A 26,158-nucleotide genomic window follows, 5' to 3' on the forward strand; every position below is an offset into this window, starting at 1 on the left:
CTGCAGCATCCGGCCGTCAGAATCGCGTTCCCGGATCGATCGGGTTGCCGGGCAGATAATCCGGCTCGGAACCGGGGCCTTTGGGATCGGTGATGCCAGGATCGTTGACCGGATAAGGCGTGCGCGGTCCTGTCGGGCCGATATCGGGCTTTTCGCCGGGTACTTGGCCAGGAGGAACTTCGCTCGGGATATTGCCGCCCGGTGCAGGGTCATGGCTCGGCGTTTCAGGATTGATCATCCTCTCTCCCTTCTTGGCATGATGGCTCACGGGATCAACCGACCCATCCACGAGGGGTTCCGCGATAAAGGCGCGCGGCCGGAACTCTCACACCGCCCACCCGTTGCCCGGCAGATCACAAACAACGGAGAGCGCCATGCCCGATATCAAACAGGCCAAGATCCTCATCATGGCCACGGATGGCTTCGAGCAGTCGGAACTGCTGGTCCCACAGAAGACGCTCAAGGATGCCGGCGCGACCGTCGTCGTTGCATCTCCGAAATCGCGTATGAAGCCCGACAGCATTCGCGGCTGGGACATGAAGGATTGGGGTCAGAACGTCAAGGTCGACAAGGATCTGGAGGATATCAACCCTGCGGAATTCGATGCGATCGTGATGCCGGGCGGACAGATCAACCCGGACAAGCTGCGCGTCGAGCCGAAAGCGATCGAAATCATTCGCGCATTCTACTCGGACGGCAAGGTTGTCGCCGCCGTCTGCCATGCGCCTTGGCTTCTCATCGAGGCCGGCTTGATCAAGGGCAGGAACTGCACCTCGTATCACTCGATCAAAACCGACGTGATCAATGCGGGCGGCAAATGGCAGGACGAGAAAGTCGTGAGCGACCAGGGCGTCATCACCAGCCGCAATCCGGGCGATCTCGACGCTTTCTCCGCGAAGATCATCGAAGAGGTGCAGGAAGGACGCCATACGGGCCGTCGTGCGGCAGCCGAATAGGATTCGCTTTCTTTCAGATGCGAAAAAGCGGCCGGTTCATCACCGGCCGCTTTTCATGTCAGATGCGCGAGAGGTTTAGCTCTGCTGGATCGCCGACAGCTTCCAGGAACCGCCCAGATCGCGCCGGAACGTCCAGACCTCGGAAGCTTCCACCGGCCTCGACGGATCGCCCTCGACGACACGGCCCGTGGCCTTGTCCGTCGTGACGTCGTTCAAGGAATAACGCATGGCGACGGTTGCATAATCGGCGCTTCCTTCGCGCCAAGCCTCGGCCAGGTCACCCTGAAGCAGATGCACGTTGGACACCGTATTCACCACGCCGCGAGAGGCGTTGTCGTTCAGTTCTTCCTGGATGTAGCCTGCCATCTCGGGCGTGGCCAAGGTCCAGAGCTTGGCCACGTCGTTGCGCGAATACGCATCCTGCACCTCGCTCAGCGTCCGCTCGAAAGCGGCGTAATCCTGCTCGCCGATCCCGATCTCATCACGCACGCCCGGCCGCTGCTGGCGTGTCTGGCCAAGGCCACCGAGGGCACTGCCGAGACCGGCACCGAGTCCGCCACCAAGACCGCCCAGTCCGCCGCGCCCCGCGGGCGGAACGGCACCATCGGACATGGAACGCTCATAGCCCTGCGGCCCTGCATAGGCCGGCTGCTGCCGACGGCGGAACCACTTCATGGCGAGCGAGACCAGGAAGACCACGAGACCGATCTGGAGCAGAAGCCCCAGAACCGAGCCGAGGCCGGACAGGCCGCCGAAGAAACCATGGCCCATCAGCATGCCGAGCAGACCGGCGCCGAAAAGGCCGGCCATGAGCCCGGTGCCGAAGCCGAAGCGGCGTGGCTGCGCCGCGGCGGGGTTAGGCATGCCCGGGCGATTCAAAGTCGGGCCCTGGTTCGGAATCTGCGAGCGCTGAATGGGCGAAGCCGTGCCGGGCGCCGTATTTGTGCTCGGAGGCGCACTCCAGGTGCGCGCGCCGCGCGAGCCGAAACTGCCCCGTCCCCCGCCGACGCGGGCCTCCGCCGCGCTTCCGGCGAAAACCAGGGCAGCCGCCAGCGCGATCATCACGCGGCTGCGACGAGAGGCGATCTTCATCATTGTCGTCATTCATCCCTTGGAGCGAAATGCTACCGGAAGTCATATGGGGGCGAATTCTTTCCCGCGAAAGAGGGAAAGCAGTTCAAGCGACGAAGCGTTGCCGCACGCGCCGCCGCGCGGCGGCGAGCCAGCCCCGCCGTCCTCTTTCCAGCAACAGCCGGGAGAGCAAGGCACCCGCCCTCGCCAAGGCCTCTCGGACGGCGCCAACCACCCGTCTTGCCTGTTGCCAGGCCCATGTGCGCTGGAGCCAGCCATGAACGAAATCGCGTATCGCGACGATCTTGGCAAAGCACCAGGCGAACCAGCCGATGGATAGGAGCTTCTCCCGTCCGATGGCGAAGAGGCGCTCGGCCAGTCCCAGGCCGACGACCTTAGCCACGAAGAACGTCAGAAGCCCCGCCCCGAAATGCCCCAGGCTGAAGAGGTAGAGGCCATAGAGCTTGAAGGGCTCGATGATGGCGAGGGGAATCAGGAACAGCATGAGAATGACATGGGGCGGCAAATGCGCGATTCCGGCCTCGATCCAGCGGATGAAGGGCAGCCGCGCCAGCGCGCCCACGGCGGGTATAACGAAAGCCCGGAAAACGTCGTCCACCACCACGACGCAGACGGCGAGCGCCAGAAGGAACGGATTCAAGATCCGCCGCAGCGCGCGGGAAACGGGTTTCGGCATATGTGCCATTACGAAATCCAAACCAAGGGAGCCTTGTATCGGCAATGTGGAGGATGTGAGACTTCGGCTTCAAGAGCCCCACACGCCGCAGAACGGAGCGCCGGCCGGATATCGTCGAAGGCCCGCTCTTCCGGCTCCTCGATCAATCGGCTTCGGGACCGATTACTCTCCGATCCTTGTTCTGATCTTCAGCGCGACTGCCCAGCTTGCAAAAACTTGGCATTTGACGCCCTGAAAACCTCTTTTGTTCATACAACGTTCCAGATGAGAACAGTGTTCGTCTAAACTCTATTCTGCAAAGGAACGAGGTACTCACAAGGATAAAATCATCCCCGTTATCCACAGGATGGCGCCTCGACTCAGAACGAAGCATGTGTTCCTATTTTGTTCTCACAAAAGGACATGGATACACGTCGATGCGTAAGCCTGGAGGTCTTGAGCGGCTTTATGTCGATTTCGACTCGTTCTTTGCGAGCGCCGAGCAGCATCTTCGTCCCCAGCTCCGCGGCAGGCCTGTCAGCGTCATTCCCATCGAGTCGGAGCATACCGGACTGATCGCGGTCAGCCGGGAAGCGAAGGCGCTCGGCATCAAGCGCGGCACCTTCGTCCGGGATGCACGACGCCTCTGCCCTGGCATCGTGCTGGTGACGGCACGGCACGAGCGTTACGTCGCCCTGCACCGTGAAATCATCGAAGCCATTGAGACCATCATTCCGGTCAAGGCCGTCTGTTCCATCGATGAGATGGTCTGCGCCCTGCTTCCCTCCGAGCAGGCCGATGCCCTCTCCCTCGCCGAACGCGTCAAGAACGCGATCGCGACCGGGATCGGGCCGACCCTCACCTGCTCGGTGGGCTTGGGTCCCAATGAGCTTCTGGCCAAGATCGCCGCGGAGATGGAAAAGCCGGATGGACTTGTCGCGATCCGTCCCGAGGATCTGCCGGGGCCCCTCCTCCGCCTGTCGCTCACCGACATTCCCGGCATCGCCAGGGGCAATGCGGCCCGCCTCGCCCGGGCGGGAATCGGCGATATGGCGGCACTCTGGAAACTCCAGCCGAAGGAGCTGCGCCGCCTCTGGGGCAGTGTGGAGGGGGAACGACTATGGATGGGGCTGCACGGCTATGCGGTAGAGAGGCCGGACACCCAGCGGCGCATGTTCGGCCACGGGAGGGTCCTGCCCGCTGATTGGCGGCATCTGGGCGGGGCCTATGCCTGCGCCCGGGTCCTGCTGGCGAAAGCCGCAAGCCGCATGCGCCGGGCGGGCTTCTCGTCGAAGGCCCTCGCCCTGTGGCTGACGGACAGGCAAAGCGCGGGCTGGCACGGGGAGGAGCGCTTCCAGCCGACCTGGGACGATCCATCCCTCCTGGCAAGCCTGTCCCGGCTCTTTCTCCATGCGGAGCGCGAGCATCCGCCCGGCGGCCGGCATCGCAGCGTCCATGTCACGCTGCACGATCTCGTTCCCGTCAAGGATGTCGAAGGCGACCTGTTCGGCTTTACGGCGGCAGCCCAAGTCAAACGCCGGCAGGAATATCTGTCGCTGCTGGCCGACCGGCTGAATGCCCATTACCGGGGCCCCCTTCTGCATTGGGGACCATGGGCCACGATTCCCGGCGGCTACGCGGGCGCGAAGATCGCGTTCAACCGGATTCCCGACACGGAGGATTTCTGATGCCTCCGCATCGGGCTCGTTGTCGAAGCAGCCGGTCAGGCAGTTTTCGCCGCCGGCATTCCGGCCGAAGCGGCGCCTTACGCCGCCTTTGCCTTGGGCTGAACCTCGGCCTCGTAATCTTCCATCAGGGTCTTGCTCATGCTGCCCGGCTGGAAGCTGTAGGGGCCGATCTCGGAAACCGGCGTCACCTCGGCGGCGCTTCCCGTGATGAAGCATTCGCTGAAGCCCGCCATCTCTTCCGGCATGATCCGCCGCTCGGCCACCTCGATCCCGCGGCGCTTGGCGAGGTCGATCACCGTGCGGCGGGTGATGCCGTCGAGGAAGCAATCCGCGATGGGCGTATGGAGGACGCCGTCCTTGATGAAGAACACGTTCGCGCCCGTGCATTCGGCCACGCGGCCCTGCCAGTCGAGCATGAGCGCATCCGCATAGCCCTTCCGCTCCGCGCGATGCTTGGAGATCGTGCAGATCATGTAGAGGCCCGCAGCCTTGGCCGTGGACGGCGCGGTGGCCGGATCGGGCCGGCGATACTCAGCCATGTCGATGCGGATGCCCTTCATCTTCTGGGCCGGATCGAAATAGCTCGGCCATTCCCAGCTGGCGATGGCGAGGTGAATTTTGTTGTGCTGCGCCGAGACGCCCATCATCTCGGAGCCGCGCCAAGCCACTGGGCGCAGATAGGCGTCCTTCTGGCCGTTCTTTTCCAGAACGAGGCGCTTGGCGGCATCGATCTCGGCCACGGTGAAGGGAATCTCGAAATCGAGGATCTGGGCCGATTTCTTCAGGCGCTCGGCATGTTCGATGGACTTGAAGATCTCGCCGCCATAGGCGCGCTCGCCCTCGAAGACGCTCGAGCCGTAATGGAGGCCATGCGTCAGTACATGAACCTTGGCATCCTTCCACGGTACCAACTGCCCGTCATACCAAATCCAACCATCACGTTGATCGAAGGGGGTAGCGGACATCGTATCTTCTCCTGAAAGGGCGGCCTTTATGGCTCATCGGGGCCGCGAAATTTCCGATGCGGTTCCGCGCGGTTTCGGATTCATTCATTTCGCGGAAGCGCCTTGACGAGTAACAATCGTCCTGAGATATGTCAACAAGGCTGACTTAAAATGGATAAGGACGGTGCCTGACGCAATCCCGGCTTTACGATCTGAGAGGCTTGCCCAGAGCCTCGGGGCGGATATCCGCGCCGAGCAGCCGGCTTATGACCTCATCGAGCTCTTCTTCTTCGCCTATCGGGACTTCGTCAGCGATCCCGACAGGATTCTGGATGAGTATGGCTTCGGGCGGGCGCATCACCGGGTGCTTCATTTCGTCGACCGGCAGCCTGGCCTGACCATTGCCGAGCTTCTCGATATCCTGCGGATCACGAAGCAGAGCCTCAACCGCGTCCTGAAGGAGCTCATCGAGAAGAGCTTCATCGAGAGCCGGACCGGCACATCCGACCGTCGCCAGCGCCTGCTCTATGTCACGGCCCAGGGCCACGATTTGGCCTTGAAGCTCGCCAAGCTGCAGACCCGGCGCATCATGGAGGCTCTGGACGACCTGGAGCCGGATGCCAAGAAGCTGGTAAGCGGCTATCTTCTGCGTGTCATCGACCCTGACGACCGGGCCCATGTGAAGCGCCTCGTGTTCGGGGACAAGGAAACCTGATAGAAACCCGAGCCTGATGGAAGCAGCACGCATCGATATTCCCGACCATGCCCCTCACATCCTCGTGGTGGATGACGACCGCCGCCTGCGCGACCTCCTCGCCCGCTTCCTGACCGAGAACGGCTATCGCATCACCACGGCGGCGAGCGCGGCCGAAGCCCGGGCCAAGGCGGAGAATTTCGTCTTCGATGCCCTGGTGCTCGATGTGATGATGCCGGGCGAAACCGGCTTCGACTATGCCCGGAGCCTGCGGCAGGTCTCCCAGATTCCGATCCTGATGCTGACCGCCCGTGCCGACGCGGCGGATCGCGTTACGGGCCTCGAGATCGGCGCCGACGATTATCTGCCGAAGCCCTTCGAACCGCGCGAACTGCTCCTGCGTCTCGGCAACATTCTCAAGCGCGCGACCCCGGCGGAGGGCAACGGCAATGGCGATGTGCTCGACATCGTCTATTTCGGACCGTTCTCATTCCGTTTCGACCGCGGCGAGCTGCGGCGGGGGGAAGACATCGTGCGCCTCACCGAGCGGGAGCGGGAGATCCTGACGATTCTCGGATCGCGCGCCGGGGACAACGTTCCCCGCGAGGAGCTTGCCGGTAATGGCATGGCGGCGAACGAGCGCACGGTCGACGTGCAGATCAACCGGCTGCGCCGCAAGATCGAGATCGACCCGGCCAACCCCATCCTCCTCCAAACCGTTCGCGGTATCGGCTACCGCCTCGTCATCGACCGATGAAACTCAGTTCGGCCTTGAAGCATTCCCCGTTCGACATCGCCATGCGATGGTTCGGACGGATATTGCCGAAGGGGCTCTACGCCCGCTCCCTCATCATCATCATCGCGCCCGTCGTGCTGCTGCAATCGGTGGCCGCCTACGTGTTCATGGAACGGCACTGGCAGCTCGTGACGCGCCGCCTGTCCTCCGCCGTCACTTCCGATATCGCGGCGCTGATCGACATCTACGAGAGCTATCCGCAGGACCGGGACGCGACCACGTTGACCCGGATCGCTTCCGAGCGCCTGCAGCTCGACGTGGATATCTTCCACGACACCGATCTGCCTCCGCCCGGCCCGAAGCCGTTCTTCTCGATTCTCGACGAAACCCTTTCCGACGAGCTGCGCCGCCAGATCGACCGGCCCTACTGGATGGATACGGTAGGACGGTCGAGCTATGTGGAAATTCGTGTGAAGCTCGATCCGAACACGGTGATGCGCGTCCTCACTCGACGCAGCCAGGCCTATGCGTCGAACTCTCATATCTTCCTGGTATGGATGGGTGGCTCGTCCCTCGTACTGGTGGGCATCGCCATTCTTTTCCTGCGCAACCAGATCCGGCCGATCCTGCGGCTCGCGGAAGCGGCGGAGGCGCTGGGCAAGGGCCGCGAGGTCGAGTTCCGCCCTCGCGGCGCGCGCGAGGTTCGCCAGGCCGGGCATTCCTTCCTCGAGATGAAGCGGCGCATTGAGCGCAACATGGAACAGCGCACCACGATGCTGAACGGCGTCAGTCATGACCTGCGCACCATCCTCACCCGTTTCAAGCTGTCCCTCGTTCTCCTGCAGCAGACGCCGGAAGTCGAGGATCTCAAGCGCGACGTGGACGAGATGAGCCGCATGCTCGAAGGCTACCTCGCCTTCGCGCGGGGTGATACGGGCGAGCAGGCCACCGCAACGGATCTGCGCCCCCTGCTCCATGAACTGCAATCCGATGCGGAGCGGCAGGGCCACAAGACGAATCTCGACATCGTCGGCGATCCGATCATCACCGTCCGGCCCGATGCGTTCCGCCGCATGCTCTTCAACCTCGTCGCCAATGCGGCCCGCCATGGCGAGACGATCGAGATCTCGGCCAACCACGAGACGCGCTGGCTCGTGCTGAATGTGGACGACGATGGTCCGGGAATTCCGGTCGAGATGCGCGAAGAGGTTTTCAAGCCGTTCGTGCGGCTGGACGAAGCGCGCAACCAGGATGAAGGCGGCTCGGGCCTCGGCCTTGCCATCGCCCGCGACATCGCCCGTTCCCATGGCGGCGATATCACCCTTGGAGAAAGCCCTCTGGGCGGCCTGCGTGCGACGGTCCGGCTACCGGCTTGACGGCAAGGCCCGCCAGTTCTCGATCACGTGGCGGGCAGGATCAGTCAGTGCTTCGAGCGCGAGGGCTTTCGCCACCGAAAACCATTCGATGCCGATATGCTCGTCACTAATGTTCGTGGGCTCGCCCTCCCACGTCTCAATCAGGAAGGAGTGGTAGTTCTTGGGACCGTTCACCTCGGGATTCGGCTCGATCATCGAGCCCAAGGCACGAAACCGCGTCACGGTGATGCCGAGCTCCTCCTGGAACTCCCTCACAAGGGCCTGTTCGTACGTTTCGCCCTGCTCGACATGGCCGCCGAACAGATCCCAGCAATGAGGATAGGACCGCTTGTGCTCCGCTCTCAGGCCGAGCAGCAGCAGTGCCTCTTCGCCGACGACAAGCCCCTGGACGACATCCCTCATCAATAGAGCCTCCCCCCGATCGGGACGTCACGGTCCGGCCTGATCAGCATCACATCGCCGTTTTCGTCCGGCACGCCGAGTGTCAGGACTTCGGATATGAAAGGCCCGATCTGGCGGGGCGGAAAGTTCACGACGGCCAGGACCTGACTGCCGACGAGTTCGCCGAGCGTATGATTCACGGTGATCTGCGCCGACGACCGTTTGGTGCCGATCTCGGGACCGAAATCGATGGTCAGCTTGAAAGCGGGCTTGCGCGCTTCGGGAAAAGCCTCTGCCGCGACGATGCGGCCGACCCTGATGTCAACTTTCAGAAAATCGCCGAACGCAATCTGCGACGCTGTCGAATTGGTCTGATCCATTGTCCCCCCAACCTGTGTTCCGGAGCATTATCCCGCAATCTGGCTTTTCGGTTTTGCGAAAAGTGCGCCTCATCAAAGAGCACCTTTCGTGAATGCGTTTCTTGACGAGCCCGCTAAATGGCGGCGGCGGGATTGCTTGCCTCGCCATCGTCGGCGCGCTTCGTGTAACTCCCGGACGGCCTGCGACTGTCCACGAGCGCGCGGCCGATGGCCCTCAACGGGGCCGTCAGGCGGCGTACATCCTCGGCCCGTTCCAGCAACTGCTCGCCACGCCGCAATTCGCGATCGAGCCTCGCCATCGTCTTCGCCAATGATGGGTCGTCATCCTCAAACCAGGTGCGCATCGTGTTGGCGTAGACCATCACCGCACCCTGAAGCTTCAAGGTGCCGAGCGGCCCTTCAGTCGGGATGCCGGCGGCAGCCAGCATGAAGCGTTGGGAATTGATGGCGGCGCTATTGAGCGCGGCAAGCGCGAGCGGATCGAATTGCAGATCCCGCGCGATGTTGCGCAACGCAATCTTGTAGGGCGCCAGGGCATCGAACCGGCGCATCATCACATCGAAGATTCGCTCCCGGGCCGGTTCGTTGGCAAGGTCTTCCGTCGTGCCTTCCAGAACCAGCCTGTCGATCTGGCGCGAGAAGGAGCCGAGCACCGCGCCTTTCGAGGGATAAAGATCGCGGAACTCCGCGAGCGATACGTTGGCCGCACGGGCCACGTCCCTGATCTCGATCTCATCCCAGTGCCGCCGGGAGGCGAGCTCCATCAGAGCTTCCACGATCGCTTTGCGCTTGGACGAAGCTTCCGCCGACATGGCAACCTCCTGAACGTGAACCGAGCCGTTTCAAGTCTCCATCTAGAGCAGTCCCTGGCGAAGGGGACACCGGCTCGCCGATAAGGCATGTGTCTTTCAAGAACTTAAGGGCCTCGCAGGTTCATAACACGCCCGTCAGCCTGCAAGCTCCTCGGCACGCTTCTTTGCCGCAGCCACGGTATCCCGCATGAGGGCCTTGAGACCCTGCGGCTCGGCCATGAGAACCTGCAAGCCCGCGGCCGTCGTGCCGCCGGGCGAGGTCACGTTCTGCCGCAGGGTTTCAGGAGACAGTTCGCTCTGGAACAGCATTTCGCCTGCGCCGGTCACCGTCGCCCGCGCAAGACGCCGCGCAAGATCCGGGGGAAGGCCCGCGGCGGCGCCAGCCTCGGCGAGGCATTCGACGAGATGGAACACATAGGCGGGACCAGAGCCGGAGACGGCCGTCACGGCATCGATCAGATCCTCGGAAGGAAGCCATTCGACCGTGCCGACGCTGCGCAGAAGCGCATCGGCCATCAGGCGCTGCGCCTCGGATACCGCGGCATTCGCGGCGGCTCCGGTCGCGCCCCGCCCGATGCTGGCGGGGAGGTTCGGCATGGCGCGCACGATGGCGTCGGCCGCGGGCAGCCGGTTGCGGAGATCGCCAACGGTCTTGCCCGCCAGGATGGATACGATGAGCGTTTGCGGCCCGAGCAGGGCATTCAGCGCTGGAGCGGCCTCATCCAGCATCTGCGGTTTGATGGCGAGCACGAGCACGTCGGGACGCTTGGGCTCGGCGGGGTTCAAGGCGATGCCGCGATCGGCGCAGAGGCGCGTCATCTCCTCCGAGGGACGAGGATCGATGACGGTGACGCCCTCAGGTGGCATGCCGACGGCAAGCCAGCCCTCCAGCATGGCGCCGCCCATCTTGCCGGCCCCGAGAAGGATGAGAGAGGACGGCAGGTGTCGAGCTTGAGCGGGCATGGGTGACCTGATGGGATAGGGACGGGAGGGCGTAATCTATCCAGCCCGTCCCTCCCCTGTCGAGGGCAGGTCAGGCTTCGCCTTCGGTTTCGAACAACACCGCGTCGAGCGCTTCCCGCGGAGACTTGCCTGCCCACATCACGAACTGAAAGGCCTGGAAGTAGCGTTCGCAGGCTTCAACCGCGACCCGCAACATGGTCTCGCATTGCCCCTGTGTCGGATCCGCGCCGCCGGCGAGCAGCAACGCATGACGGAACATCACCACGTTCTCCGTGCTCCAGAGATCGAAATGTCCGACCCAGAGCTGCTCGTTGATACGCGAGATGAGCTGGAGAAGGTCCTGCCGGCGGCGGTCGGGAACCTTGAGATCGAAGGCGCAGGCCACGTGCAATGCCTCGACGTCCTCGATCCACGTGAACGCGATATGATAATCCGCCCAACGCCCCGAGACGGAGACGGACATCTCATCGGTCTCGGCTCGATCGAAGATCCAGTCCCGCAAGGAAGCCAGCCGCTCGACCACGTCGAGCGGATGTTCCAGGCGATCAATTTCGATGTGAAGCTGAGACATATCGTTCCATGCAAATCGTTTGCCTGAAAATGCGAAGCGCAATCAGGTAATATCGTAACGTAAATTCGCTTCAAAAAGGGAAAATTTGAAACTGAATACGCTTGATATTCAGCGATTTCCCAGTCCGACGACGAATCAACTCATGAATCGACAGTCTAAGATTTCGGCCCCGGTCACAATGCGTCGGTATGACCTGTCCACAAAAGGTGGCCGGGTCGACGTGACAAGCCTGTGGAAGCTTTAGGAAGTGGTCAGCTTCGAAGGTTCGGATTGACCCAGTTTCGCCTCGAGCGCCGCCACGCGCGCCTCGAGGCGTTCGTTCTCTTCTCTCACAGCAGCTACCATCTCGCGCAGGACCTCCACCTCTTCGCGGGTGGCGACGTCCATATCCTTGATGAAGCGCTCGATCTGGGTCTTGACCACGGTCTCCATCTCCCGCCGGACTCCCTGCGCCGCGCCGGCGGCGTCCGTCGCCAGACGAGCGAGTTCATCGAAAAGCCGGTTGGAAGACTGGGTCATGGGTGCATCCGTGATCGTTGGGGCGGGTCGAACCCGCATGCGCCAACATGTGGGCGCTTTCGCCACGAACTGCAACAGGCGCAAACTGCAACAGGGTTGACGATCCCGGCTGCGGCGGTCCAATGGCTGCAACGTTGATCAAGGCCGTTTCAATGCCACTTCCCGCCCTCGCCTTCCCCATCATCGATCCGGTTGCCTTCTCGGTCGGTCCCTTCGCGATCCGCTGGTATGCGCTGGCCTATGTGGCCGGACTTCTCGGCGGCTGGTTCTACGCGAAGCGCCTCGCGGCCCGGGCCGATCTCTGGGCGCCCGCCCCCCAACCGAAGCCGATCGATATCGACGATCTCATCGTCTGGGTCGCGCTCGGCGTCGTGCTCGGCGGACGGATCGGCTATGTGCTGTTCTACAATCTGAGCGCCTATCTCGCCCAGCCACTGGAGATCTTCGCCGTCTGGCGCGGCGGCATGTCGTTCCACGGCGGCTTCCTCGGGGCTGCGCTCGCCATCGTCCTGTTTGCCCGCTCGCGCGGCTTGAATACGCTGACCATGCTCGATCTCGCATCGGTCGTGACCCCCATCGGCCTGTTCTTCGGCCGCATCGCCAATTTCATCAATGGGGAATTGTGGGGGCGGCCCGCTCCGGATTTCCCCTATGCCATCGTGTTTCCCCATGCGGGCCCCGTGCCGCGCCATCCGAGCCAGCTTTATGAAGCCTTCGGTGAGGGGCTGATCCTGTTCATCATCATGGCCTTCGCCGTACGCCGCTTCGGCTTCCGCCGCCCCGGCCTTCTCGGCGGCATCTTCGTTCTCGGTTACGCGCTGGCGCGCATCGCCTGCGAGTTCTTCCGCGAGCCGGATGAGCAGCTCGGCTTCCTGTTCGGCTCATCCGTCCAGGCGCTCGAAGGCGGCATCACCATGGGCATGCTGCTCTCGGTCCCCATGGCCCTCGTCGGGATGGCAGTCATCTGGATCGCGGCGCGCGGCCATACCCGGCCGTCGACCGTCGCCAAGCCCGCGTGACGGCGTTCGCGGACAGGCTGCGCGACCTGATCGCCCTTGAAGGGCCGATCACGGTCGAGCGCTATATGGGTCTCTGCCTCCAGCATTATTACGCTACTCGCGATCCGCTCGGGGCGGCGGGGGATTTCACGACGGCGCCCGAGATCAGCCAGATGTTCGGCGAACTGATCGGCCTCTGGATGCTCGAAGTCTGGCATGGGATGGGGCGCCCCGCCCGGGTCCGCCTGATCGAGCTGGGCCCGGGGCGCGGGACGCTCATGGCCGACCTGTTGCGCGCGGCGAGACTGATGCCGGATTTTCTCGCCGCCGTTTCGGTTCACCTCGTCGAAACCAGCCCAACCTTACGCGAACGGCAAAAGGCGATCCTGGAAAAGTCGGGGATATCGGTCGAATGGCACGACAGGCTGGAGGATGTGCCCCCGGGTCCCGCTCTTCTCGTTGCCAATGAATTCTTCGATGCTCTGCCGGTCCGCCAGTTCATGGCCACGGATCGCGGCTGGTGCGAGCGGCTCGTCGGCCTGGACCAGGATCGGCTGGCTTTCGGCCTGAGCCCTGAGCCCGAGAAATCCTTCGGCAATCCGGTGCGCCTGGGCGACATTCTCGAATGGCCCTCGGCCTCGATCACGCTGGCGAAAGACCTTGCTCGAAGGCTCGTACGCGATACGGGCGCCGCGCTCCTCATCGATTACGGTTACTGGGGCCCCGCCTTCGGCGATACGCTCCAGGCACTGAAGCGGCATGCCTATCTGGATCCCCTGGCCGAGCCTGGGGAGGCCGATCTGACGACCCATGTGGATTTCCACCGCCTCGCCCAGGCAGCCGCCAGCGAGAATGCGTTGGTGCATGGGATGGCGACGCAAAGGGACTTTCTCCAGGCACTCGGCATCGAGGCGCGAGCAAGCTCCTTGAAGCATCGGGCGAACCCGGCCCAGGCGGAGGCTATCGACCGGGCCTTGGAGCGCCTCACCGCGGGCGGCGACAAAGCCATGGGGGAGCTCTTTAAGGTTTTGGCGTTAACCCATCCCGGCCTTGAAGACGTCCCCGGATTGGCCGCCCACCCTCTGATCCAGACGAGGACCTGAAGCCCATGTATATCGAAGCGCCCGAACTCGCCGCCTACCCTAATCTACGGCATGCCTTCTTTACCCGCGAGGGCGGCGTCTCCGAGGGTATTTACGCCTCTCTCAACGGTGGGCTCGGCTCATCGGACGATCCGGCCAAAGTGGCAGAGAACCGCCGCCGCATGGCGGAGGAACTCGAAGTGGCGCCCAACGCCCTGGTGAGCGTGCATCAGGTCCACTCGGCCGATGCGGTCATCGTCGAGGGCCCCTGGAACGGCGAGCGCCCGAAGGCCGACGGTATGGCGACCTCCGTGCCGGGCATCGCGCTTGGAATCACCACGGCGGATTGCGGCCCGATCCTCTTCGCGGACCCGCATGTGAACGTCATCGGCGCGGCCCATGCGGGCTGGCGCGGTGCCTTGACCGGCGTTCTCGAGGCGACCATCGCGGCCATGGAGACGCTCGGGGCCCGGCGCGACAAGATCGTGGCGGTGCTCGGGCCCACGATCAGCCAGGGCGCGTACGAGGTAGGCTCCGATTTCGTGGCGCGTTTTGTCGAGACGAGTCCCGACAACAAGCGCTTCTTTCAGCCGAGCGAGCGGGCCGGTCACGCCATGTTCGATCTTCCCGGCTTCATCGGCATGCGGCTGGAAGCGGCCGGGATCGGCGAATTCGCCAATCTGGGCTTGTGCACCTATGTCAACGAGGAGCACTTCTTCAGCTATCGCCGCACCACCCATCGCAGCGAGCCCGATTACGGCCGGCTGATCTCGGCGATCACGCTCACTCCTTCATACCTGTAACGTCCGGCGTTTCCCAGGCCAGGTGCTGACCGCCATCGACGGCGATCATCTGGCCCGTAACGCTGCGCGCCCGGGCCAGATACATGACGGCGTCCCCGATCTCTTCCGGCGTTCCGCCGCGCCGGAGCAGGAGCGCGCGGTTCTGTTTCGCAAAATCCTCCTCTTCCTGACGTTCGTTCGCCAGTGTCGGTCCCGGCCCGATGGCGTTCACGCGGATGCGCGGCGCCAGCGCCTGGGCCATGGTCCGGGTTGACGCGAGGAGCGCCGATTTCGTCAGGGTATAGGAGAAGAATTGCGGCGTCGGCTTCCAGACGCGCTGATCGATGATGTTAACGATGCAGCCCTCGCGATCCGGCGGCATCTGGTTCGCGAAATCCCGCGCCAGGAAAGCCGGCGCACGAAGGTTGATGGAAAAATGACGATCCCAGCGTTCCTGGGTGAGAGTCTCGACCTCGTCGGGTTCGAATTCAGAGGCATTGTTGACGAGAAGGGTCAAAGGCCCAAGGGCATCGACGGCACGCCCCACCAACCTGCCAACCTCACCCGCGTCCGACAGATCTGCCTGAACGACAGCCGCCCTCCCCCCGCTCGCCCGAACATTGTCCGCGACCTTTTCAGCCTCGGTGACAGAGCGATTGCAGTGGATCGCGACGGCGTATCCTTCGCGGGCGAGTCTCTCGACAAGACACCGGCCGATTCGTCGCGCTCCTCCTGTCACCAAGGCAATCTGTGTCATCGCTTCCCCCAATTAAGGCGCCACAATATTATGTAATAGAAGAGTATTCGTCCAGAAAAAGACATTTTTTGCATCCCCGCCCGAACCAAATCAACCGCAAAGCGTTGTGAATCCCGGCGATGCCAAAGGGGAATAGCACATGTCATCTGCCACAATGCTGACACAGTGCCATCCGGCGCTGTGGTGGACATGTCACAGATCTCACGAGGCTCTCGCTCTATATAGAACTCCTTGTCTGACTCGGTCCGAAGAGCTCTTACGTCAAGAATTCGCAGGCCGAGACCGTCGAATAGGAATCAAACCAATGAAGAAAATTCTTCTCGCCAGTGTCGCTCTCTTCGGCTTTGCCGGAACCGCCTTCGCGGCCGATCTGCCCGTCCGCGCAGCTCCTCCCGCTCCGGTCATCGCCGCTGTTCCGGTCTTCACCTGGACGGGCTTCTATGTTGGCGTGAACGCTGGCTACGGCTGGCACACGAACAACGAGAGCGTGTTCGTTCCGGGCGTCGGCCTGGTCGACACCGGCAGCGATGGCGGCTTCGTCGGCGGCGGTCAGATCGGCTACAACTACCAGATCGGCTCGTTCGTCATCGGCGTCGAGACGGATCTGCAATACGCCGATCTCGGCGGCAACCGTAATGCCTTCCTGGTTGGTACGCCCGGCTCTGTCGCTTTCAACAACAACAGCAGCGACAACTACTTCGGCACGGTGCGCGCCCGCGCCGGTGTCGCCTTCGATCGCGCCCTCGTCTACGCCACCGGCGGTTTCGCCTATGGCGATGTCGGCGGCAGCTTCGGTGGCGGCGGCTCGAACGGCGGCTGGACCCTCGGTGGCGGCGTGGAATACGCCTTCACCAACAACCTGACCGCCAAGGTCGAAGGTCTGTACGTCAACCTCGAGCGCAATAACGACCGCTTCGTGGTCGGCACTCCGGTCGATTTCGTCAGCAACAAGAACAACGAGTTCGCGGTGGTTCGCGCCGGCCTGAACTACAAGTTCTCGAGCTACTAAGACCAAGTCGCATTCGCGACGGACAAGGCCCGGTGGAAACACCGGGCCTTTTTCGTATCAAGCAGGCATCTTGGTCTTGGCAAAGGCGGGAACGCGAGCTTCGAAATCCGAGAGCCATGCCACGAGCTTCGGATAGGTGTCGCGCCACTTTCCGCCCATGCGCAGGTCGAGATAGCCGAGCGCGCAGGCCAGCGCGATATGGCCCACATGCAGCGTGGACACCGGCGTCGAGAGGTGAGCCTCCGCATAATCGAGCGCGCGCTGAACCTTACCGGCCTGGAGCTCGATCCATTTCGGCTCGTGCTTGTCCTCCGCGCGGAAGCGGCCCTCATAGACCTGAAGCAGCGCCGCATCCATGATGCCGTCGGCCAAAGCCTGCTGGCGCAGAGCCGCGAACCGGTCCCAGCCGGGGGGGAAGATTTTTCCGCCCCCGGCGAGATGGTCGAGATACTCGACGATCACACGCGAGTCGTAGAGCGCCTCGCCGTTTTCCAGAATGAGCGCCGGAATTTTGCCGAGGGGATTCTGCTGGCGGATCGAATCGTCGGGATTGCCGGTATCGGCGCTCACGATCTCGATGCGGTCGGACAGACCGAGCAGAGAGGCGGCGATCTTGACCTTGCGGCCGAAGGGAGATGCGGGAGAAGTACGGAGAGAAAGCATGGGCCTATCCTGCTAGAGCATGATCGGGACAGGTGGAATCCGTTGTCCGGCAAGATCATGCGGCATCAAAGCTGGGAGTCCGATCATGTTTCAAGGAGGTATGACCGGACTCTCAGGAACGACGATCTTCATGGCGTCGGAACGATGCCGCCGCAATCGGTTTTACGCGGGAGGTCCGAAAGTCTCACAGCGATAGCCGCCATAACCGCTGCGAGACAGGCGCTCGGCGAGAGTCGGAAGGAGAATTTCGGCCTCCTCCTTCAGCGACCAGGGAGGGTTGAGGACGATCAGCCCGCTGCCGTTCAGGCGCCCCGGCTCGCGCGGATCGTCGACGAGCAGTTCGAGACGCAGACCCGGACGAGGGCTTTCCGCATGAAGCCTCGCGGCGAGCGCGTCCACCGGCTCCAGGGATTTGATCGGATACCACCCGGCATAGACCCCGGTCGGCCATTTCTTCATGGCGGCCAGAAGCTCCGTTCCGAGCCGTTCCAGTTCGTTCGGCTCCTCATAGGGCGGGTCGATCAGCACAAGCCCGCGCTTTTCCTTCGGTGGGATCAGGGCGTGAAGCGCCGTCCATCCGTCGAGATGCATGACCTTCAGATTGGTCACGGCATTGAAGGCCTCGCTCAGGACGGCATGATCGGTGGGATGCAGCTCGACGAAGACGCCCCTGTCCTGCCGCCGCAGCAATTCTCGCAGGATACCGGGAGAGCCTGGATAGATAGTCTGCCCGTGCCGGGTGCGAACCTCGGCGATGGCCTTGCGGTAGGAAGCCAGCAGCACCTCGACCTCGGGTGCGAAGAACTCGCCGAGGCGGCCGATGCCGTCGACCCACTCGCCCGTCCGCCCGGCCTCGTCGCCGGCAAGGTCGTAGAGCCCGATTCCCGCATGGGTATCGATGACGCGAAGGGGCGTTTCCTTGCGCTGGAGATAGGCCAGGATCCGCGCCAGAAGCGCGTGTTTCATGACATCGGCGAAATTGCCGGCGTGGAAAGCGTGCCGATAGTTCATGGGATGCCTAAAGCATTCTCCGCAAAAGTAGGTTTTCGGTTTTGCGGAAGAAAATGCGTCTCGTCAAAGAGGCGGAGCGCATTCCATCGCGAAAAACACTCTAGCATCGGACCCAAAAGTAGAATGCACTTTTGGGATCGACCCGATGCTCTCTCGTTGGATGAGCGCATCGTTTTGCGCGGAAAACCCGGTCCACTTTTCCGCACGATGCGCTAGCGTACGGCCGGGACCAGGATTTCGCCCGCGCGGCAGGCATCCCGGTCGACCTCGGGGCATTGGTGGAAGTTGCGAAGATCCTTGTCGAGGCAGATGCGGATTTCCTGGAACACGCGCCGCCCGCAGGACACCGCCATCATCTCGGGGCGCAGGCCCGGATTGGCATCGGCGAAGGCGCGTTCGATCTCCAGCGGCATGACCTGGGACGTAGCCTTGAGGCGATCGAGGGCCGCGGGAATGCGCACCCGGTCGCGAGCCTGCTGGACCAAGCGGAAATACCCGCTCGGGCTCTCGCCGGAACAGGTTCCATGCTTGCGCCATTGGTAGCGGGCGAGATTCGGGCTCGGAAACAGATCGGTCGTCTGGTCGATCACCGCACGCGGCACGAAGCGTCCGCTGGGCTCGCAGAAGGTGGGATAGCCCCGTTCCGATTGCGGCCACAGCCCATGGACTACGAAGCCGAGGCCGTTCCCCGCATCACATTGCTTGCTCTCGCTGCCACGGGCGCTCGTTTCGCAGAAACCGGGAGACCACGACAGGGCGAGAACGTAGAAGTCGAACGAGCCCATGGGGGCTCCCCTCGTTTCCTGCATCGTCTGAGCAGAAGAAGGAAGCGTTGCGAGAAGCCAGGCGCCTGCGAAGGCAAGGCACCGGCGCAGGATCACGGCAGCGCCTGTTTGCACAGCGGCGCGTCGGAATAGCTACGGTCGAGGCCGACGACGCACCATTCCGTGCCCCAGCTGATGCCGATGAAGCCGAGCTTCTCGCGGACCGAGTAATTGATCCTGCGCTTGTAGCCGTCCGACACGATCACCGTGCCCGTGCAATAGCGACGGGGGATGTAATCGAGCCCCCATGGCCGCCATGCCACTTCGCCCACCCGCTCGAAACCGACGATGGCCAGCGACGATTCCCAGAACCGGCCTTCGCGGGTCGAGAAAGCGGACGAGATCTGAGAAAGAACCGAGGGATCTTCGCAGCTCGGCAGCGAAGCATTGAAGGAGTGATCCCGTCGCTCCGCCGGCGTTATTTCACGAGCGAGCGCCGGTGCGCTCAGCAGCGCACAGGAAATCAAAGCCGCCAACCACTTCATTGTCATGCTCCAACAGATCCATCGGCCTATCTGGACCATGTAAGCGGCGCGGCGGAAGGTCAAGGCTCCGCTTGCCGCTTTAATAGATCCCCGAGCTGTTCAGGACGAGCGGCGCGCCCGCCGATAACGGCGGCCGAACCGGTGGCGCATAGGTCTGCTCGATGGGACGCGACGGCGGAACCCGCGAATAGGCTGCGTTCGGTCCCGGTAAATCGGCCGAGAATCCCGCACCCGCATTGGCCGACGGCCGGGGCATCGGGGACTGGAGAGGCGCCGCAAGGGCGGGAGCAGCGGGGATGCCCTCCTCCGGAATATCCTGCTCCATGTCGATAGGCGCCAGGTCGGCCATCTGAGTCATGTTCGCATCGGCCGGGCGACCGCGGTCGGGATCGATTCGCGCCGTGAATTTCAGGATCGGCTTGCAGATGCGCCTCGTGCCCCGGGGATCATGCCGGGCGAGGTCGATATGCAGGTGATCGTAATGGAAAGGGTCTGAGCCTGGGGCGAGCACGGTCGTGAAGTAACGGCAGGCCCCGACGAAGGCTTCGCGCAAGAAATCCTGCTCCGCCGGATCCCCCTTCCACCCTTTCCCCACCGCCACTTCCCGCCCGTCGGCGAGAATGAAGGCCATGACGTCCAGGGCATTGCCGAAGGCATGCTCGGAGGTCTTGGCGCCCCTCTGGTTATTGCGAGGCCGGCAGGAATAGGAGCCTGCCTTCAGATCGACCACCGGCACGCCGAAATACATCACGGCCGCCGGCTTCACGATCTCATCGAGCCAGGTATCGATCCGGGGGATGATCGGGCAGGCCAGCGTCACCTTGGATTTCAAGCCCACCGAGCCGTTTCCGAAAGCGGCCACCTTGAAAGGATAATCGATACCGCAGGCGCCGGGCCCGTCGATCTTGGAGGACAGGGCCATATAGGCGGATGGCTGAACGAGCCGTTGCGCCAGACAGGCCTCTTCCGCCTGCGCACGCCAGGGCTCGCGCTGTTCGAATCGGAACAGCCCGCAACCCGTAAGACCAAGCCCAACAAGCGATAGGGCAAAAAACGCAACTAACCCACGACGCATGACGGCAAGCTAGGCTCACTTGTGTAAACATCTCGTCAACGTCGACGATTATTGTCCTGAGGAGCTAAAAATCAGGGACTGCGAACAGAAAATTCGAAAAATGGTCAATCGCCATAGCAGGTTAATGAATAGATTTAACCTTATGCCGATATACATATGCATATTTTCCCGACATCTTTGAATTAAGCTTTTTTACGATTACGCACAAAATTCATATTTCATTGGCAGAACAACACATTAAGACCTTGGAAACCAATATATCCGTTACGCATCTCTAATTTGACAGGGAGGGTGGGCTTCCCACCAAGCTGAACGTTTGTTAACTTACCCCTCCATTTAGACAGGGGTCACAAATGAACCTGACGTCGAATTTAGATAAGGCCTCCAAACTCAACATCGCGGCGGTGTGCGTTTCGCTCGCCTTCATCTGTGCGATTGTCGTCGGCGTTTTCTAAACGGCAATTCCGGTCGGACCGCGGGGATCCGACACCTGACCAACCCATCTCATTTCAAGACACGCTGCCGGACCTTCCGGCAGCGTTTTTCATGAATCCAGGCACGGCGTCTCGGTGAAAGCCCAGGACGTCACGTTGATTTCCATCTTGCACTTTGCCAGCTTCGGGCCCTCGGTCGTCCTGAGGCAGACCGTTGCGCCAAGGGCAAAGGTCTTCCCTTGAGCCCTGCAGTAACAGTCGAGCGGATTATGGCTGGGCGCCTGCGCCTGATCGGTGCGCGGCGGCTCGAAAGCGCCTGTGGATGTGGCGATCAGCAGGCTTAGGGCGACAACGACGCTACGCATGAGCACCTCCGTCGATCCTTTTCCAGTCGATGGTCCGCCTCTGGCAACATCCCGTCAAGCGAGATATGAAGCCTAGATCATTTTCAGCAAAACTGGACTCCGATTTTGCGGTGGAAAATGCGTCTTTTCAAGAAGATAACGCCTTACGCCCACCGCTCGGTGGCCTCGTCGTCCAGGGCTTTCGCCTCGACCCAGCCGCCGATGATCCCGTCCTTGAGATGCTCGCGCTTCCAGAACGGCGCATGGGTCTTGAGGTAATCCATCAGGAATGAGGCGGCCTCGAAAGCGGCCTCGCGATGGGCGGAGGCGGTCAGGACCAGGACAATGTCCTCCCCCGGGCGGATCTTGCCGAAACGATGGATGATGGTGGTCCCCATCAACGGCCAGCGTTTCTGCGCCCCGGCTGCGATTCTGGCGATTTCCGCTTCCGCCATGCCGGGATAATGCTCAAGCTCCAGGGCGGAGAGCCGTCCTCCCTCATCCCGGCACAGGCCCGTGAAGCTGACGACGGCGCCGATATCGGCACGGTTTCTCGTCAGCGCCGCCGTCTCGGCGGCAAGATCGAAGCTCTCGGCCTGAATCCGGATGGTGGTGTTCACACTCGACCTCGATGTGATCGGCTAGCCCCCGGTCATGGGCGGGAAGAAGGCGATTTCCCGCGCACCGGCGATGGCCCTGTCAGGCTTGGCATGCACATGGTCGATGGCGGCGCGGACGATGTCTTCGTTCTCGAAGGCGTATTCGTATTCCTCGCCGCGCGTCTTGAGCCAGCGCACGAGATCCGCGACGGTCGCGACCTCCTTCGGCACGTCCACATCCTCGTCCGTCCTGCCGATGCGCTCCCGCACCCAGGCGAAGTAGACGAGCTTCATGGCGCCCTACCCTTCATCCATCATATGGTGGATCCCGGTCTTGAGATAATCCCAGCCTGTATAGATCGTCAGGATAGCGGAGACCCACAGGAGGATTGTTCCGATCAGGACCGTTCCCGGCAGAACCGTCTCGCCCGCGGGTCCGGCAATGAGGAAGCCAACGGCCACGATCTGCGCCGTCGTCTTCCACTTGGCGACTCGGCTGACTGGAACGCCGACCTTCAGCTCCGCCAGGAATTCCCGCAGGCCCGAGACCAGGATTTCCCGGCACAGGATCACGATGGCCGCCCACAGGGACCAACCCAGAATCGTCTTGTCGGCCACCAGCATCAGGAGGCAGGCCGCCACCAGCAGCTTGTCGGCGATGGGATCGAGCATGCGCCCCAGGGCGGATTGCTGCGCATAAGTGCGCGCCACGTAGCCGTCGAGATAATCCGTGATGCCGGCAAGGGCGAAGATCCCGAGCGCAGCCCAGCGGGACCAGTGATCCTCCGGCCAGAACAGAAGACCGACGACCGCAGGCACGGCCGCAAGCCGACCATAGGTCAGCAGATTCGCGAGATTGAAGGCCTTCGACCGGCGCATGGAGGAGGCGGTGCTCATGGAAAAGGCAGGAAGCATGCCGAGGGACGTTCCGTCAACCGGACTTCGCCGGCCCGGCTTTAATTGGAGGTGCGTCGCTCGGCGGCAAACAACGAAATCCGACTTTACCATCGAGCAATCGTGAAGATGACGCCGGGCCCGTGTCACCCTCTCTCGTGGAAGAAGTCGTAGACCGCGCGCGCCGTCGCCGCATTCACCCCCGGCGCCTTTATGAGGTCCTCCAGCGCCGCCCTCTGGATCGCCTTCACGGTGCCGAAATGGTGCAGGAGCGCCCGCTTGCGGGTCGGCCCGATGCCGGAAATCTCGTCGAGCGGGTTCTTCACCATCTCGCGCTTGCGCTTCGCCCGATGCGCCCCGATGGCGAAGCGGTGAGCTTCATCCCGCAGGCGCTGGACGAAATAGAGCGCGGGGTCGCGCGGCGGCAGCTTGAAGGGCGGCTGTCCGGGCTTGAAGAAGGTTTCGCGCCCGGCGTCGCGGTCGCGTCCCTTGGCGATGCCGATCAAGGCGACGTCGTCTTCGCCAACGCCCACCTCCGCCAGCGCCTGACGGGCCGCCTCGAGCTGTCCCTTGCCGCCGTCGATGAGGACAAGATCCGGCCAGGCGGGGAAGCTGTCGTCATCCGCCTGCTCCATCTCCCCCTCGAGAGGGGAGGATGACTGGGGTTCCTCCTTCACGAGACGCGCGAAGCGCCGCTGCAGCACCTCGCGCATCATGCCGTAATCGTCGCCGGGCTTCAGGTCCTCCGACTTCATGTTGAAGGTGCGGTAATGCTGCTTCATGAAGCCGTTCGCCCCCGCCACCACCATGGCTCCGACCGCGTTGGTGCCCATGATGTGCGAGTTGTCGTAGACCTCCACCCGCCGCGGCGCCTTCGGCAGGCCGAAGGCCTGGCCGAGGGAGACGAGAAGCTTCTGCTGGGAGGCCGTATCGGCCAGCCGCCGCCCGAGCGCCTCCTTGGCGTTGCGCTGCACGTAATCGATGAGCTGCCGCCGCTCGCCACGCTGGGGAGCGTGAATCTCGACCCTCGCTTCCGCCCGAGTCGACAATGCGGCCGCCATGAGCTCCGAATCCTCGATCTCGTGGGAGAGCAGGATCAGGCGCGGGGCCGGCTTGTCGTCATAGAACTGAGCGACGAAGGACGAGAGAACCTCCTCCGGGCTCATGGACTTGTCGGCCTTCGGAAAGTAAGCGCGGTTGCCCCAGTTCTGCCAGTTGCGGAAGAAAAACACCTCCACGCAGAACTGGCCCGCCTGCTCGTCGATGGCAAACACGTCGGCCTCTTCCACCGATTGGGTGTTGATGCCCTGAACGCCCTGGATCGCCGAGAGCGCGGCGAGACGGTCGCGGCAGCGGGCCGCGCGCTCGAATTCGAGGTTTTCCGCCGCCTCCTGCATCTCCGCCGTGATACGCGCCTTCACCGCATTCGACTTGCCGGACAAAAACGCCCGCGCCTCGTCGGCGAGCTTGGCATAATCCTCGGGCGAGATTTCCCCGGTGCAAGGGCCCGAGCAGCGCTTGATTTGAAACAGAAGGCAGGGCCGGGTGCGGTTCTCGTAATAGCTATCGTTACAGGAGCGCAGCAGGAATGCGCGCTGCAGGGCGTTGATCGTGCGGTTGACAGCCCAGACGCTGGCGAAGGGGCCGTAATAATCGCCTTTCCGCTTGCGTGCGCCGCGATGCTTCACGAGCTGCGGCGCCTCGTGGTCGCCCGTCAGCAGGATATAGGGGAGCGACTTGTCGTCCCGCAAAAGCACGTTGTAGCGGGGCTTGAGCTGCTTGATGAGGTTCGCCTCGAGCAGCAGCGCCTCGGTTTCCGTCGCCGTGGTGACGAACTCCATCGAGGTGGTTTCGCCGATCATCCGGGCGATGCGGTTCGAATGGGCCTGCCCGCGGGCATAAGAGCCCACGCGGGCCTTCAGGCTCTTCGCCTTGCCCACATAGAGCACGTCGCCCTTGCCATCGAGCATGCGATAGACGCCCGGCGCATTGGGCAGCGTCGTCCAGAACCGCTTGATGACCTCGGTTCCGCGCTGGACCGAGCCGGGATGGGCTTCCAGATCGAATTCGACATCGGACCCGCTCTCCAGCGAGACCGCATCGTCATCGTCCTCATTGTCCAGAATGTCGGGGGGAACGTCGTTGGTGGTGTTGCGACTCATGCGGAAGATTTAAGGATTCCCGCCTTCACAGGGAAGAGCCTGGGACGAACTGGCAATAGCCCCCCATCCCGTCTAAACCACTAAGCCCCTGGATATGAACGGAGCTCAGGATGCGTCTGTCGATCGTCACCTCCGCCGTCATCGCGGCTCTCGTCGGCTTCGGCAGCACCATCGCGATCATCATCGCGGCCGCCCATGCGGTGGGAGCGGATGCGGCGCAGACCACATCCTGGGTCGCCGCGCTCTGCCTGAGCATGGCGGCGACGAGCGGATTTTTGAGCGTGCGCTACCGCATTCCGGTCGTCACCGCGTGGTCGACACCGGGCGCGGCCCTGATCGCGGCTTCGAGCGGAATCTCAATCAATGCCGCCGTGGGCTCCTTCCTGCTCGCGGGTGCCCTCATTATCCTCGCCGCCGCCGTCAAACCTTTCGGGCGGCTGATCGAGCGCATCCCGACCGCGATCGCGGCCGCGATGCTGGCGGGGGTTCTGATCCGTTTCGTCATGGCCGTCTTCGAGAGCGCACAAGGGGCACCCCGCCTCGTTCTTCCTCTCGTCGCCGTCTTTCTCCTGGTCCGGCTCTTCAATCCCGCCATGGCGGTGCTCGCGGTGCTCTTCATCGGTTTGGGCCTCGCCTTCGGGGACGGCCTTGCCCACGTCCCCTTCTCCGAGTTGACCTTCTCGTCGCTGACCTTCATTCCGCCGGCTTTCGAGCCCGCCGCCCTCATCGGCCTCGGCCTGCCGCTTTTCCTCGTCACCATGGCCTCTCAGAACCTGCCGGGCTTCGCGGTGTTGCGCGCTTCGGGCTATACGCCGCCCTCGCGCCCCATCCTGGCGGTGACAGGGCTCTCCTCGGTCGTGACCGCTCTGTTCGGCGCGCATACGAGCAATCTCGCGGCGATCTCGGCGGCGATCTGCACCGGGCCCGACACCCATCCCGATCCGACCAAGCGCTGGCTCGTCGGCCCTTTCTATGCCCTCACCTACCTGATCTTCGCGATCTTCGGCGCCGGCCTCATCGCCCTGATCGCGGCGCTGCCGCCGGAGCTGATCAAGACCGTGGCCGGGTTGGCGCTGATGGGGGCCTTCACCGGCGCGCTGAGTTCGGCCCTTTCCGAGGAGGCCAAGCGCTTTCCCGCGGTCCTGACCCTGGCCGTGACGGCTTCCGGCCTTTCCCTGTTCGGCATCGGCTCGGCCTTCTGGGGTTTGGCGATCGGACTTATCGCCCTAGGACTTGATACCCTGGCCCGGCGGATCCGCAAACGGACCTGAT

At 62.9% G+C, this 26,158-nt stretch carries 31 protein-coding genes; 10 read left to right on the forward strand and 21 right to left on the reverse strand.

Going from position 1 to position 26,158, the window contains the following annotated elements; genetic code table 11:
• Nucleotides 1–16: 16 nt before the first annotated feature.
• Nucleotides 17–238: a hypothetical protein gene (locus AB4Y97_RS05120; protein ID WP_441997934.1), complete on the reverse strand. Its 222-nt coding sequence runs from the start codon at nucleotides 236–238 to the stop codon at nucleotides 17–19.
• Nucleotides 239–374: 136 nt separating this feature from the next.
• On the opposite strand from AB4Y97_RS05120, the gene AB4Y97_RS05125 reads away from it, so the two are divergent.
• The gene (locus AB4Y97_RS05125) at nucleotides 375–956 is read left to right on the forward strand and encodes a DJ-1/PfpI/YhbO family deglycase/protease (protein WP_441997935.1); all 582 of its coding nucleotides are present in this window, start codon (nucleotides 375–377) and stop codon (nucleotides 954–956) included.
• 75 nt (nucleotides 957–1,031) lie between these two features.
• On the opposite strand, the gene AB4Y97_RS05130 is transcribed toward AB4Y97_RS05125, so the two are convergent.
• Both AB4Y97_RS05130 and AB4Y97_RS05135 read right to left on the reverse strand, forming a co-directional pair.
• Nucleotides 1,032–2,051: a Tim44 domain-containing protein gene (locus tag AB4Y97_RS05130; protein WP_441998007.1), complete on the reverse strand. Its 1,020-nt coding sequence runs from the start codon at nucleotides 2,049–2,051 to the stop codon at nucleotides 1,032–1,034.
• 82 nt (nucleotides 2,052–2,133) lie between these two features.
• A complete protein-coding gene (locus tag AB4Y97_RS05135) occupies nucleotides 2,134–2,733 on the reverse strand; it encodes a hypothetical protein (protein ID WP_441997936.1) in 600 nt (199 codons plus the stop codon).
• A gap of 407 nt (nucleotides 2,734–3,140) precedes the next feature.
• On the opposite strand from AB4Y97_RS05135, the gene AB4Y97_RS05140 reads away from it, so the two are divergent.
• Nucleotides 3,141–4,391 carry a Y-family DNA polymerase gene (locus AB4Y97_RS05140; RefSeq protein ID WP_441997937.1) on the forward strand — a complete coding sequence of 417 codons (1,251 nt, stop codon included), beginning with the start codon at nucleotides 3,141–3,143 and terminating at the stop codon, nucleotides 4,389–4,391.
• Between the two features lie 77 nt (nucleotides 4,392–4,468).
• On the opposite strand, the gene AB4Y97_RS05145 is transcribed toward AB4Y97_RS05140, so the two are convergent.
• Entirely contained in the window at nucleotides 4,469–5,356 is an 888-nt protein-coding gene (locus AB4Y97_RS05145; protein WP_441997938.1) for a branched-chain amino acid aminotransferase, read from the reverse strand.
• 163 nt (nucleotides 5,357–5,519) lie between these two features.
• Between AB4Y97_RS05145 and AB4Y97_RS05150 the strand changes: the two genes are divergently transcribed.
• The 3 genes from AB4Y97_RS05150 to AB4Y97_RS05160 are packed head-to-tail and all read left to right on the forward strand — an operon-like array spanning nucleotide 5,520 to nucleotide 8,141.
• Nucleotides 5,520–6,050: a MarR family winged helix-turn-helix transcriptional regulator gene (locus tag AB4Y97_RS05150; RefSeq protein ID WP_441997939.1), complete on the forward strand. Its 531-nt coding sequence runs from the start codon at nucleotides 5,520–5,522 to the stop codon at nucleotides 6,048–6,050.
• Nucleotides 6,051–6,066: 16 nt separating this feature from the next.
• Nucleotides 6,067–6,786 carry a response regulator gene (locus AB4Y97_RS05155; protein WP_441997940.1) on the forward strand — a complete coding sequence of 240 codons (720 nt, stop codon included), beginning with the start codon at nucleotides 6,067–6,069 and terminating at the stop codon, nucleotides 6,784–6,786.
• A complete protein-coding gene (locus AB4Y97_RS05160) occupies nucleotides 6,783–8,141 on the forward strand; it encodes an ATP-binding protein (RefSeq protein WP_441997941.1) in 1,359 nt (452 codons plus the stop codon). Before AB4Y97_RS05155 ends, AB4Y97_RS05160 begins: the two co-directional genes overlap by 4 nt.
• Here AB4Y97_RS05160 and AB4Y97_RS05165 read toward each other — a convergent pair.
• The 6 genes from AB4Y97_RS05165 to AB4Y97_RS05190 form a co-directional block, all read right to left on the reverse strand.
• Complete coding sequence (locus AB4Y97_RS05165; protein ID WP_441997942.1) at nucleotides 8,130–8,543, reverse strand: NUDIX hydrolase; 414 nt, start codon at nucleotides 8,541–8,543, stop codon at nucleotides 8,130–8,132. The two genes, AB4Y97_RS05160 and AB4Y97_RS05165, sit on opposite strands and share 12 nt — an antisense overlap.
• Entirely contained in the window at nucleotides 8,543–8,902 is a 360-nt protein-coding gene (locus AB4Y97_RS05170) for a tRNA-binding protein (RefSeq protein ID WP_441997943.1), read from the reverse strand. Before AB4Y97_RS05170 ends, AB4Y97_RS05165 begins: the two co-directional genes overlap by 1 nt.
• Nucleotides 8,903–9,015: 113 nt before the next feature.
• Nucleotides 9,016–9,714 carry a TetR/AcrR family transcriptional regulator gene (locus AB4Y97_RS05175; protein WP_441997944.1) on the reverse strand — a complete coding sequence of 233 codons (699 nt, stop codon included), beginning with the start codon at nucleotides 9,712–9,714 and terminating at the stop codon, nucleotides 9,016–9,018.
• Nucleotides 9,715–9,849: 135 nt separating this feature from the next.
• Nucleotides 9,850–10,677 (reverse strand): pyrroline-5-carboxylate reductase, encoded by an 828-nt coding sequence (gene proC, locus AB4Y97_RS05180; protein WP_441997945.1) that lies wholly within the window; start codon nucleotides 10,675–10,677, stop codon nucleotides 9,850–9,852.
• Nucleotides 10,678–10,747: 70 nt separating this feature from the next.
• On the reverse strand, nucleotides 10,748–11,248 hold the full coding sequence (locus AB4Y97_RS05185; protein WP_441997946.1) for a YbjN domain-containing protein: 501 nt from the start codon (nucleotides 11,246–11,248) through the stop codon (nucleotides 10,748–10,750).
• A 240-nt stretch (nucleotides 11,249–11,488) separates the two neighbouring features.
• A complete protein-coding gene (locus AB4Y97_RS05190) occupies nucleotides 11,489–11,767 on the reverse strand; it encodes an accessory factor UbiK family protein (RefSeq protein ID WP_441997947.1) in 279 nt (92 codons plus the stop codon).
• A gap of 152 nt (nucleotides 11,768–11,919) precedes the next feature.
• On the opposite strand from AB4Y97_RS05190, the gene lgt reads away from it, so the two are divergent.
• Genes lgt through pgeF form a run of 3 tightly spaced genes read left to right on the forward strand, consistent with a single transcriptional unit; the run spans nucleotide 11,920 to nucleotide 14,650 of the window.
• On the forward strand, nucleotides 11,920–12,786 hold the full coding sequence (gene lgt / locus AB4Y97_RS05195) for a prolipoprotein diacylglyceryl transferase (protein WP_441997948.1): 867 nt from the start codon (nucleotides 11,920–11,922) through the stop codon (nucleotides 12,784–12,786).
• Complete coding sequence (locus AB4Y97_RS05200; protein ID WP_441997949.1) at nucleotides 12,783–13,868, forward strand: class I SAM-dependent methyltransferase; 1,086 nt, start codon at nucleotides 12,783–12,785, stop codon at nucleotides 13,866–13,868. The genes lgt and AB4Y97_RS05200 overlap by 4 nt, the downstream gene beginning before the upstream one ends.
• Before the next feature lie 5 nt (nucleotides 13,869–13,873).
• Nucleotides 13,874–14,650: a peptidoglycan editing factor PgeF gene (gene pgeF, locus AB4Y97_RS05205; RefSeq protein ID WP_441997950.1), complete on the forward strand. Its 777-nt coding sequence runs from the start codon at nucleotides 13,874–13,876 to the stop codon at nucleotides 14,648–14,650.
• Here the strand turns inward: pgeF and AB4Y97_RS05210 are convergent.
• Entirely contained in the window at nucleotides 14,631–15,386 is a 756-nt protein-coding gene (locus AB4Y97_RS05210; RefSeq protein ID WP_441997951.1) for an SDR family oxidoreductase, read from the reverse strand. The genes pgeF and AB4Y97_RS05210 overlap by 20 nt on opposite strands.
• A 304-nt stretch (nucleotides 15,387–15,690) precedes the next feature.
• Here AB4Y97_RS05210 and AB4Y97_RS05215 point away from each other — a divergent pair, with 304 nt between their 5' ends.
• Nucleotides 15,691–16,395 (forward strand): outer membrane protein, encoded by a 705-nt coding sequence (locus AB4Y97_RS05215; protein ID WP_441997952.1) that lies wholly within the window; start codon nucleotides 15,691–15,693, stop codon nucleotides 16,393–16,395.
• A 57-nt stretch (nucleotides 16,396–16,452) separates the two neighbouring features.
• On the opposite strand, the gene AB4Y97_RS05220 is transcribed toward AB4Y97_RS05215, so the two are convergent.
• From AB4Y97_RS05220 to uvrC, 10 genes are all read right to left on the reverse strand, one after another.
• Nucleotides 16,453–17,058, reverse strand: a complete 606-nt coding sequence (locus tag AB4Y97_RS05220) for a glutathione S-transferase (protein ID WP_441997953.1) — start codon at nucleotides 17,056–17,058, stop codon at nucleotides 16,453–16,455.
• A 162-nt stretch (nucleotides 17,059–17,220) separates the two neighbouring features.
• Nucleotides 17,221–18,069 (reverse strand): 23S rRNA (adenine(2030)-N(6))-methyltransferase RlmJ, encoded by an 849-nt coding sequence (locus AB4Y97_RS05225; RefSeq protein WP_441997954.1) that lies wholly within the window; start codon nucleotides 18,067–18,069, stop codon nucleotides 17,221–17,223.
• A gap of 212 nt (nucleotides 18,070–18,281) precedes the next feature.
• The gene (locus AB4Y97_RS05230; protein WP_441997955.1) at nucleotides 18,282–18,854 is read right to left on the reverse strand and encodes a ribonuclease T2 family protein; all 573 of its coding nucleotides are present in this window, start codon (nucleotides 18,852–18,854) and stop codon (nucleotides 18,282–18,284) included.
• A 92-nt stretch (nucleotides 18,855–18,946) separates the two neighbouring features.
• Nucleotides 18,947–19,378: a hypothetical protein gene (locus AB4Y97_RS05235; protein WP_441997956.1), complete on the reverse strand. Its 432-nt coding sequence runs from the start codon at nucleotides 19,376–19,378 to the stop codon at nucleotides 18,947–18,949.
• 79 nt (nucleotides 19,379–19,457) lie between these two features.
• Nucleotides 19,458–20,453 carry an extensin-like domain-containing protein gene (locus tag AB4Y97_RS05240; RefSeq protein WP_441997957.1) on the reverse strand — a complete coding sequence of 332 codons (996 nt, stop codon included), beginning with the start codon at nucleotides 20,451–20,453 and terminating at the stop codon, nucleotides 19,458–19,460.
• 544 nt (nucleotides 20,454–20,997) lie between these two features.
• Nucleotides 20,998–21,252 carry a hypothetical protein gene (locus tag AB4Y97_RS05245; RefSeq protein WP_441997958.1) on the reverse strand — a complete coding sequence of 85 codons (255 nt, stop codon included), beginning with the start codon at nucleotides 21,250–21,252 and terminating at the stop codon, nucleotides 20,998–21,000.
• Between the two features lie 143 nt (nucleotides 21,253–21,395).
• Complete coding sequence (locus AB4Y97_RS05250; RefSeq protein WP_441997959.1) at nucleotides 21,396–21,851, reverse strand: molybdenum cofactor biosynthesis protein MoaE; 456 nt, start codon at nucleotides 21,849–21,851, stop codon at nucleotides 21,396–21,398.
• Nucleotides 21,852–21,872: 21 nt separating this feature from the next.
• Nucleotides 21,873–22,124 (reverse strand): molybdopterin converting factor subunit 1, encoded by a 252-nt coding sequence (gene moaD / locus AB4Y97_RS05255; RefSeq protein ID WP_441997960.1) that lies wholly within the window; start codon nucleotides 22,122–22,124, stop codon nucleotides 21,873–21,875.
• 6 nt (nucleotides 22,125–22,130) lie between these two features.
• Nucleotides 22,131–22,745 (reverse strand): CDP-diacylglycerol--glycerol-3-phosphate 3-phosphatidyltransferase, encoded by a 615-nt coding sequence (gene pgsA / locus AB4Y97_RS05260; RefSeq protein WP_441997961.1) that lies wholly within the window; start codon nucleotides 22,743–22,745, stop codon nucleotides 22,131–22,133.
• Nucleotides 22,746–22,870: 125 nt separating this feature from the next.
• Nucleotides 22,871–24,886 carry an excinuclease ABC subunit UvrC gene (gene uvrC, locus AB4Y97_RS05265; protein WP_441997962.1) on the reverse strand — a complete coding sequence of 672 codons (2,016 nt, stop codon included), beginning with the start codon at nucleotides 24,884–24,886 and terminating at the stop codon, nucleotides 22,871–22,873.
• 110 nt (nucleotides 24,887–24,996) lie between these two features.
• Here uvrC and AB4Y97_RS05270 point away from each other — a divergent pair, with 110 nt between their 5' ends.
• Entirely contained in the window at nucleotides 24,997–26,157 is a 1,161-nt protein-coding gene (locus AB4Y97_RS05270; protein ID WP_441997963.1) for a benzoate/H(+) symporter BenE family transporter, read from the forward strand.
• Nucleotide 26,158 lies beyond the last annotated feature (1 nt).

The sequence above is a fragment of the Microvirga sp. 2TAF3 genome, from assembly GCF_052114965.1.
Lineage (GTDB): Bacteria > Pseudomonadota > Alphaproteobacteria > Rhizobiales > Beijerinckiaceae > Microvirga.

Bases quoted from the DNA above. Each gene is read 5' to 3' on its own strand.
- AB4Y97_RS05120 (WP_441997934.1), bottom strand. From the start codon at position 238: ATGATCAATCCTGAAACGCCGAGCCATGACCCTGCACCGGGCGGCAAT.
- AB4Y97_RS05125 (WP_441997935.1), top strand. From the start codon at position 375: ATGCCCGATATCAAACAGGCCAAGATCCTCATCATGGCCACGGATGGC.
- AB4Y97_RS05130 (WP_441998007.1), bottom strand. From the start codon at position 2,051: ATGATGAAGATCGCCTCTCGTCGCAGCCGCGTGATGATCGCGCTGGCG.
- AB4Y97_RS05135 (WP_441997936.1), bottom strand. From the start codon at position 2,733: ATGGCACATATGCCGAAACCCGTTTCCCGCGCGCTGCGGCGGATCTTG.
- AB4Y97_RS05140 (WP_441997937.1), top strand. From the start codon at position 3,141: ATGCGTAAGCCTGGAGGTCTTGAGCGGCTTTATGTCGATTTCGACTCG.
- AB4Y97_RS05145 (WP_441997938.1), bottom strand. From the start codon at position 5,356: ATGTCCGCTACCCCCTTCGATCAACGTGATGGTTGGATTTGGTATGAC.
- AB4Y97_RS05155 (WP_441997940.1), top strand. From the start codon at position 6,067: ATGGAAGCAGCACGCATCGATATTCCCGACCATGCCCCTCACATCCTC.
- AB4Y97_RS05160 (WP_441997941.1), top strand. From the start codon at position 6,783: ATGAAACTCAGTTCGGCCTTGAAGCATTCCCCGTTCGACATCGCCATG.
- AB4Y97_RS05165 (WP_441997942.1), bottom strand. From the start codon at position 8,543: ATGAGGGATGTCGTCCAGGGGCTTGTCGTCGGCGAAGAGGCACTGCTG.
- AB4Y97_RS05170 (WP_441997943.1), bottom strand. From the start codon at position 8,902: ATGGATCAGACCAATTCGACAGCGTCGCAGATTGCGTTCGGCGATTTT.
- AB4Y97_RS05175 (WP_441997944.1), bottom strand. From the start codon at position 9,714: ATGTCGGCGGAAGCTTCGTCCAAGCGCAAAGCGATCGTGGAAGCTCTG.
- proC (WP_441997945.1), bottom strand. From the start codon at position 10,677: ATGCCCGCTCAAGCTCGACACCTGCCGTCCTCTCTCATCCTTCTCGGG.
- AB4Y97_RS05185 (WP_441997946.1), bottom strand. From the start codon at position 11,248: ATGTCTCAGCTTCACATCGAAATTGATCGCCTGGAACATCCGCTCGAC.
- AB4Y97_RS05190 (WP_441997947.1), bottom strand. From the start codon at position 11,767: ATGACCCAGTCTTCCAACCGGCTTTTCGATGAACTCGCTCGTCTGGCG.
- lgt (WP_441997948.1), top strand. From the start codon at position 11,920: ATGCCACTTCCCGCCCTCGCCTTCCCCATCATCGATCCGGTTGCCTTC.
- pgeF (WP_441997950.1), top strand. From the start codon at position 13,874: ATGTATATCGAAGCGCCCGAACTCGCCGCCTACCCTAATCTACGGCAT.
- AB4Y97_RS05210 (WP_441997951.1), bottom strand. From the start codon at position 15,386: ATGACACAGATTGCCTTGGTGACAGGAGGAGCGCGACGAATCGGCCGG.
- AB4Y97_RS05215 (WP_441997952.1), top strand. From the start codon at position 15,691: ATGAAGAAAATTCTTCTCGCCAGTGTCGCTCTCTTCGGCTTTGCCGGA.
- AB4Y97_RS05220 (WP_441997953.1), bottom strand. From the start codon at position 17,058: ATGCTTTCTCTCCGTACTTCTCCCGCATCTCCCTTCGGCCGCAAGGTC.
- AB4Y97_RS05225 (WP_441997954.1), bottom strand. From the start codon at position 18,069: ATGAACTATCGGCACGCTTTCCACGCCGGCAATTTCGCCGATGTCATG.
- AB4Y97_RS05230 (WP_441997955.1), bottom strand. From the start codon at position 18,854: ATGGGCTCGTTCGACTTCTACGTTCTCGCCCTGTCGTGGTCTCCCGGT.
- AB4Y97_RS05235 (WP_441997956.1), bottom strand. From the start codon at position 19,378: ATGAAGTGGTTGGCGGCTTTGATTTCCTGTGCGCTGCTGAGCGCACCG.
- AB4Y97_RS05240 (WP_441997957.1), bottom strand. From the start codon at position 20,453: ATGCGTCGTGGGTTAGTTGCGTTTTTTGCCCTATCGCTTGTTGGGCTT.
- AB4Y97_RS05245 (WP_441997958.1), bottom strand. From the start codon at position 21,252: ATGCGTAGCGTCGTTGTCGCCCTAAGCCTGCTGATCGCCACATCCACA.
- moaD (WP_441997960.1), bottom strand. From the start codon at position 22,124: ATGAAGCTCGTCTACTTCGCCTGGGTGCGGGAGCGCATCGGCAGGACG.
- pgsA (WP_441997961.1), bottom strand. From the start codon at position 22,745: ATGCTTCCTGCCTTTTCCATGAGCACCGCCTCCTCCATGCGCCGGTCG.
- uvrC (WP_441997962.1), bottom strand. From the start codon at position 24,886: ATGAGTCGCAACACCACCAACGACGTTCCCCCCGACATTCTGGACAAT.
- AB4Y97_RS05270 (WP_441997963.1), top strand. From the start codon at position 24,997: ATGCGTCTGTCGATCGTCACCTCCGCCGTCATCGCGGCTCTCGTCGGC.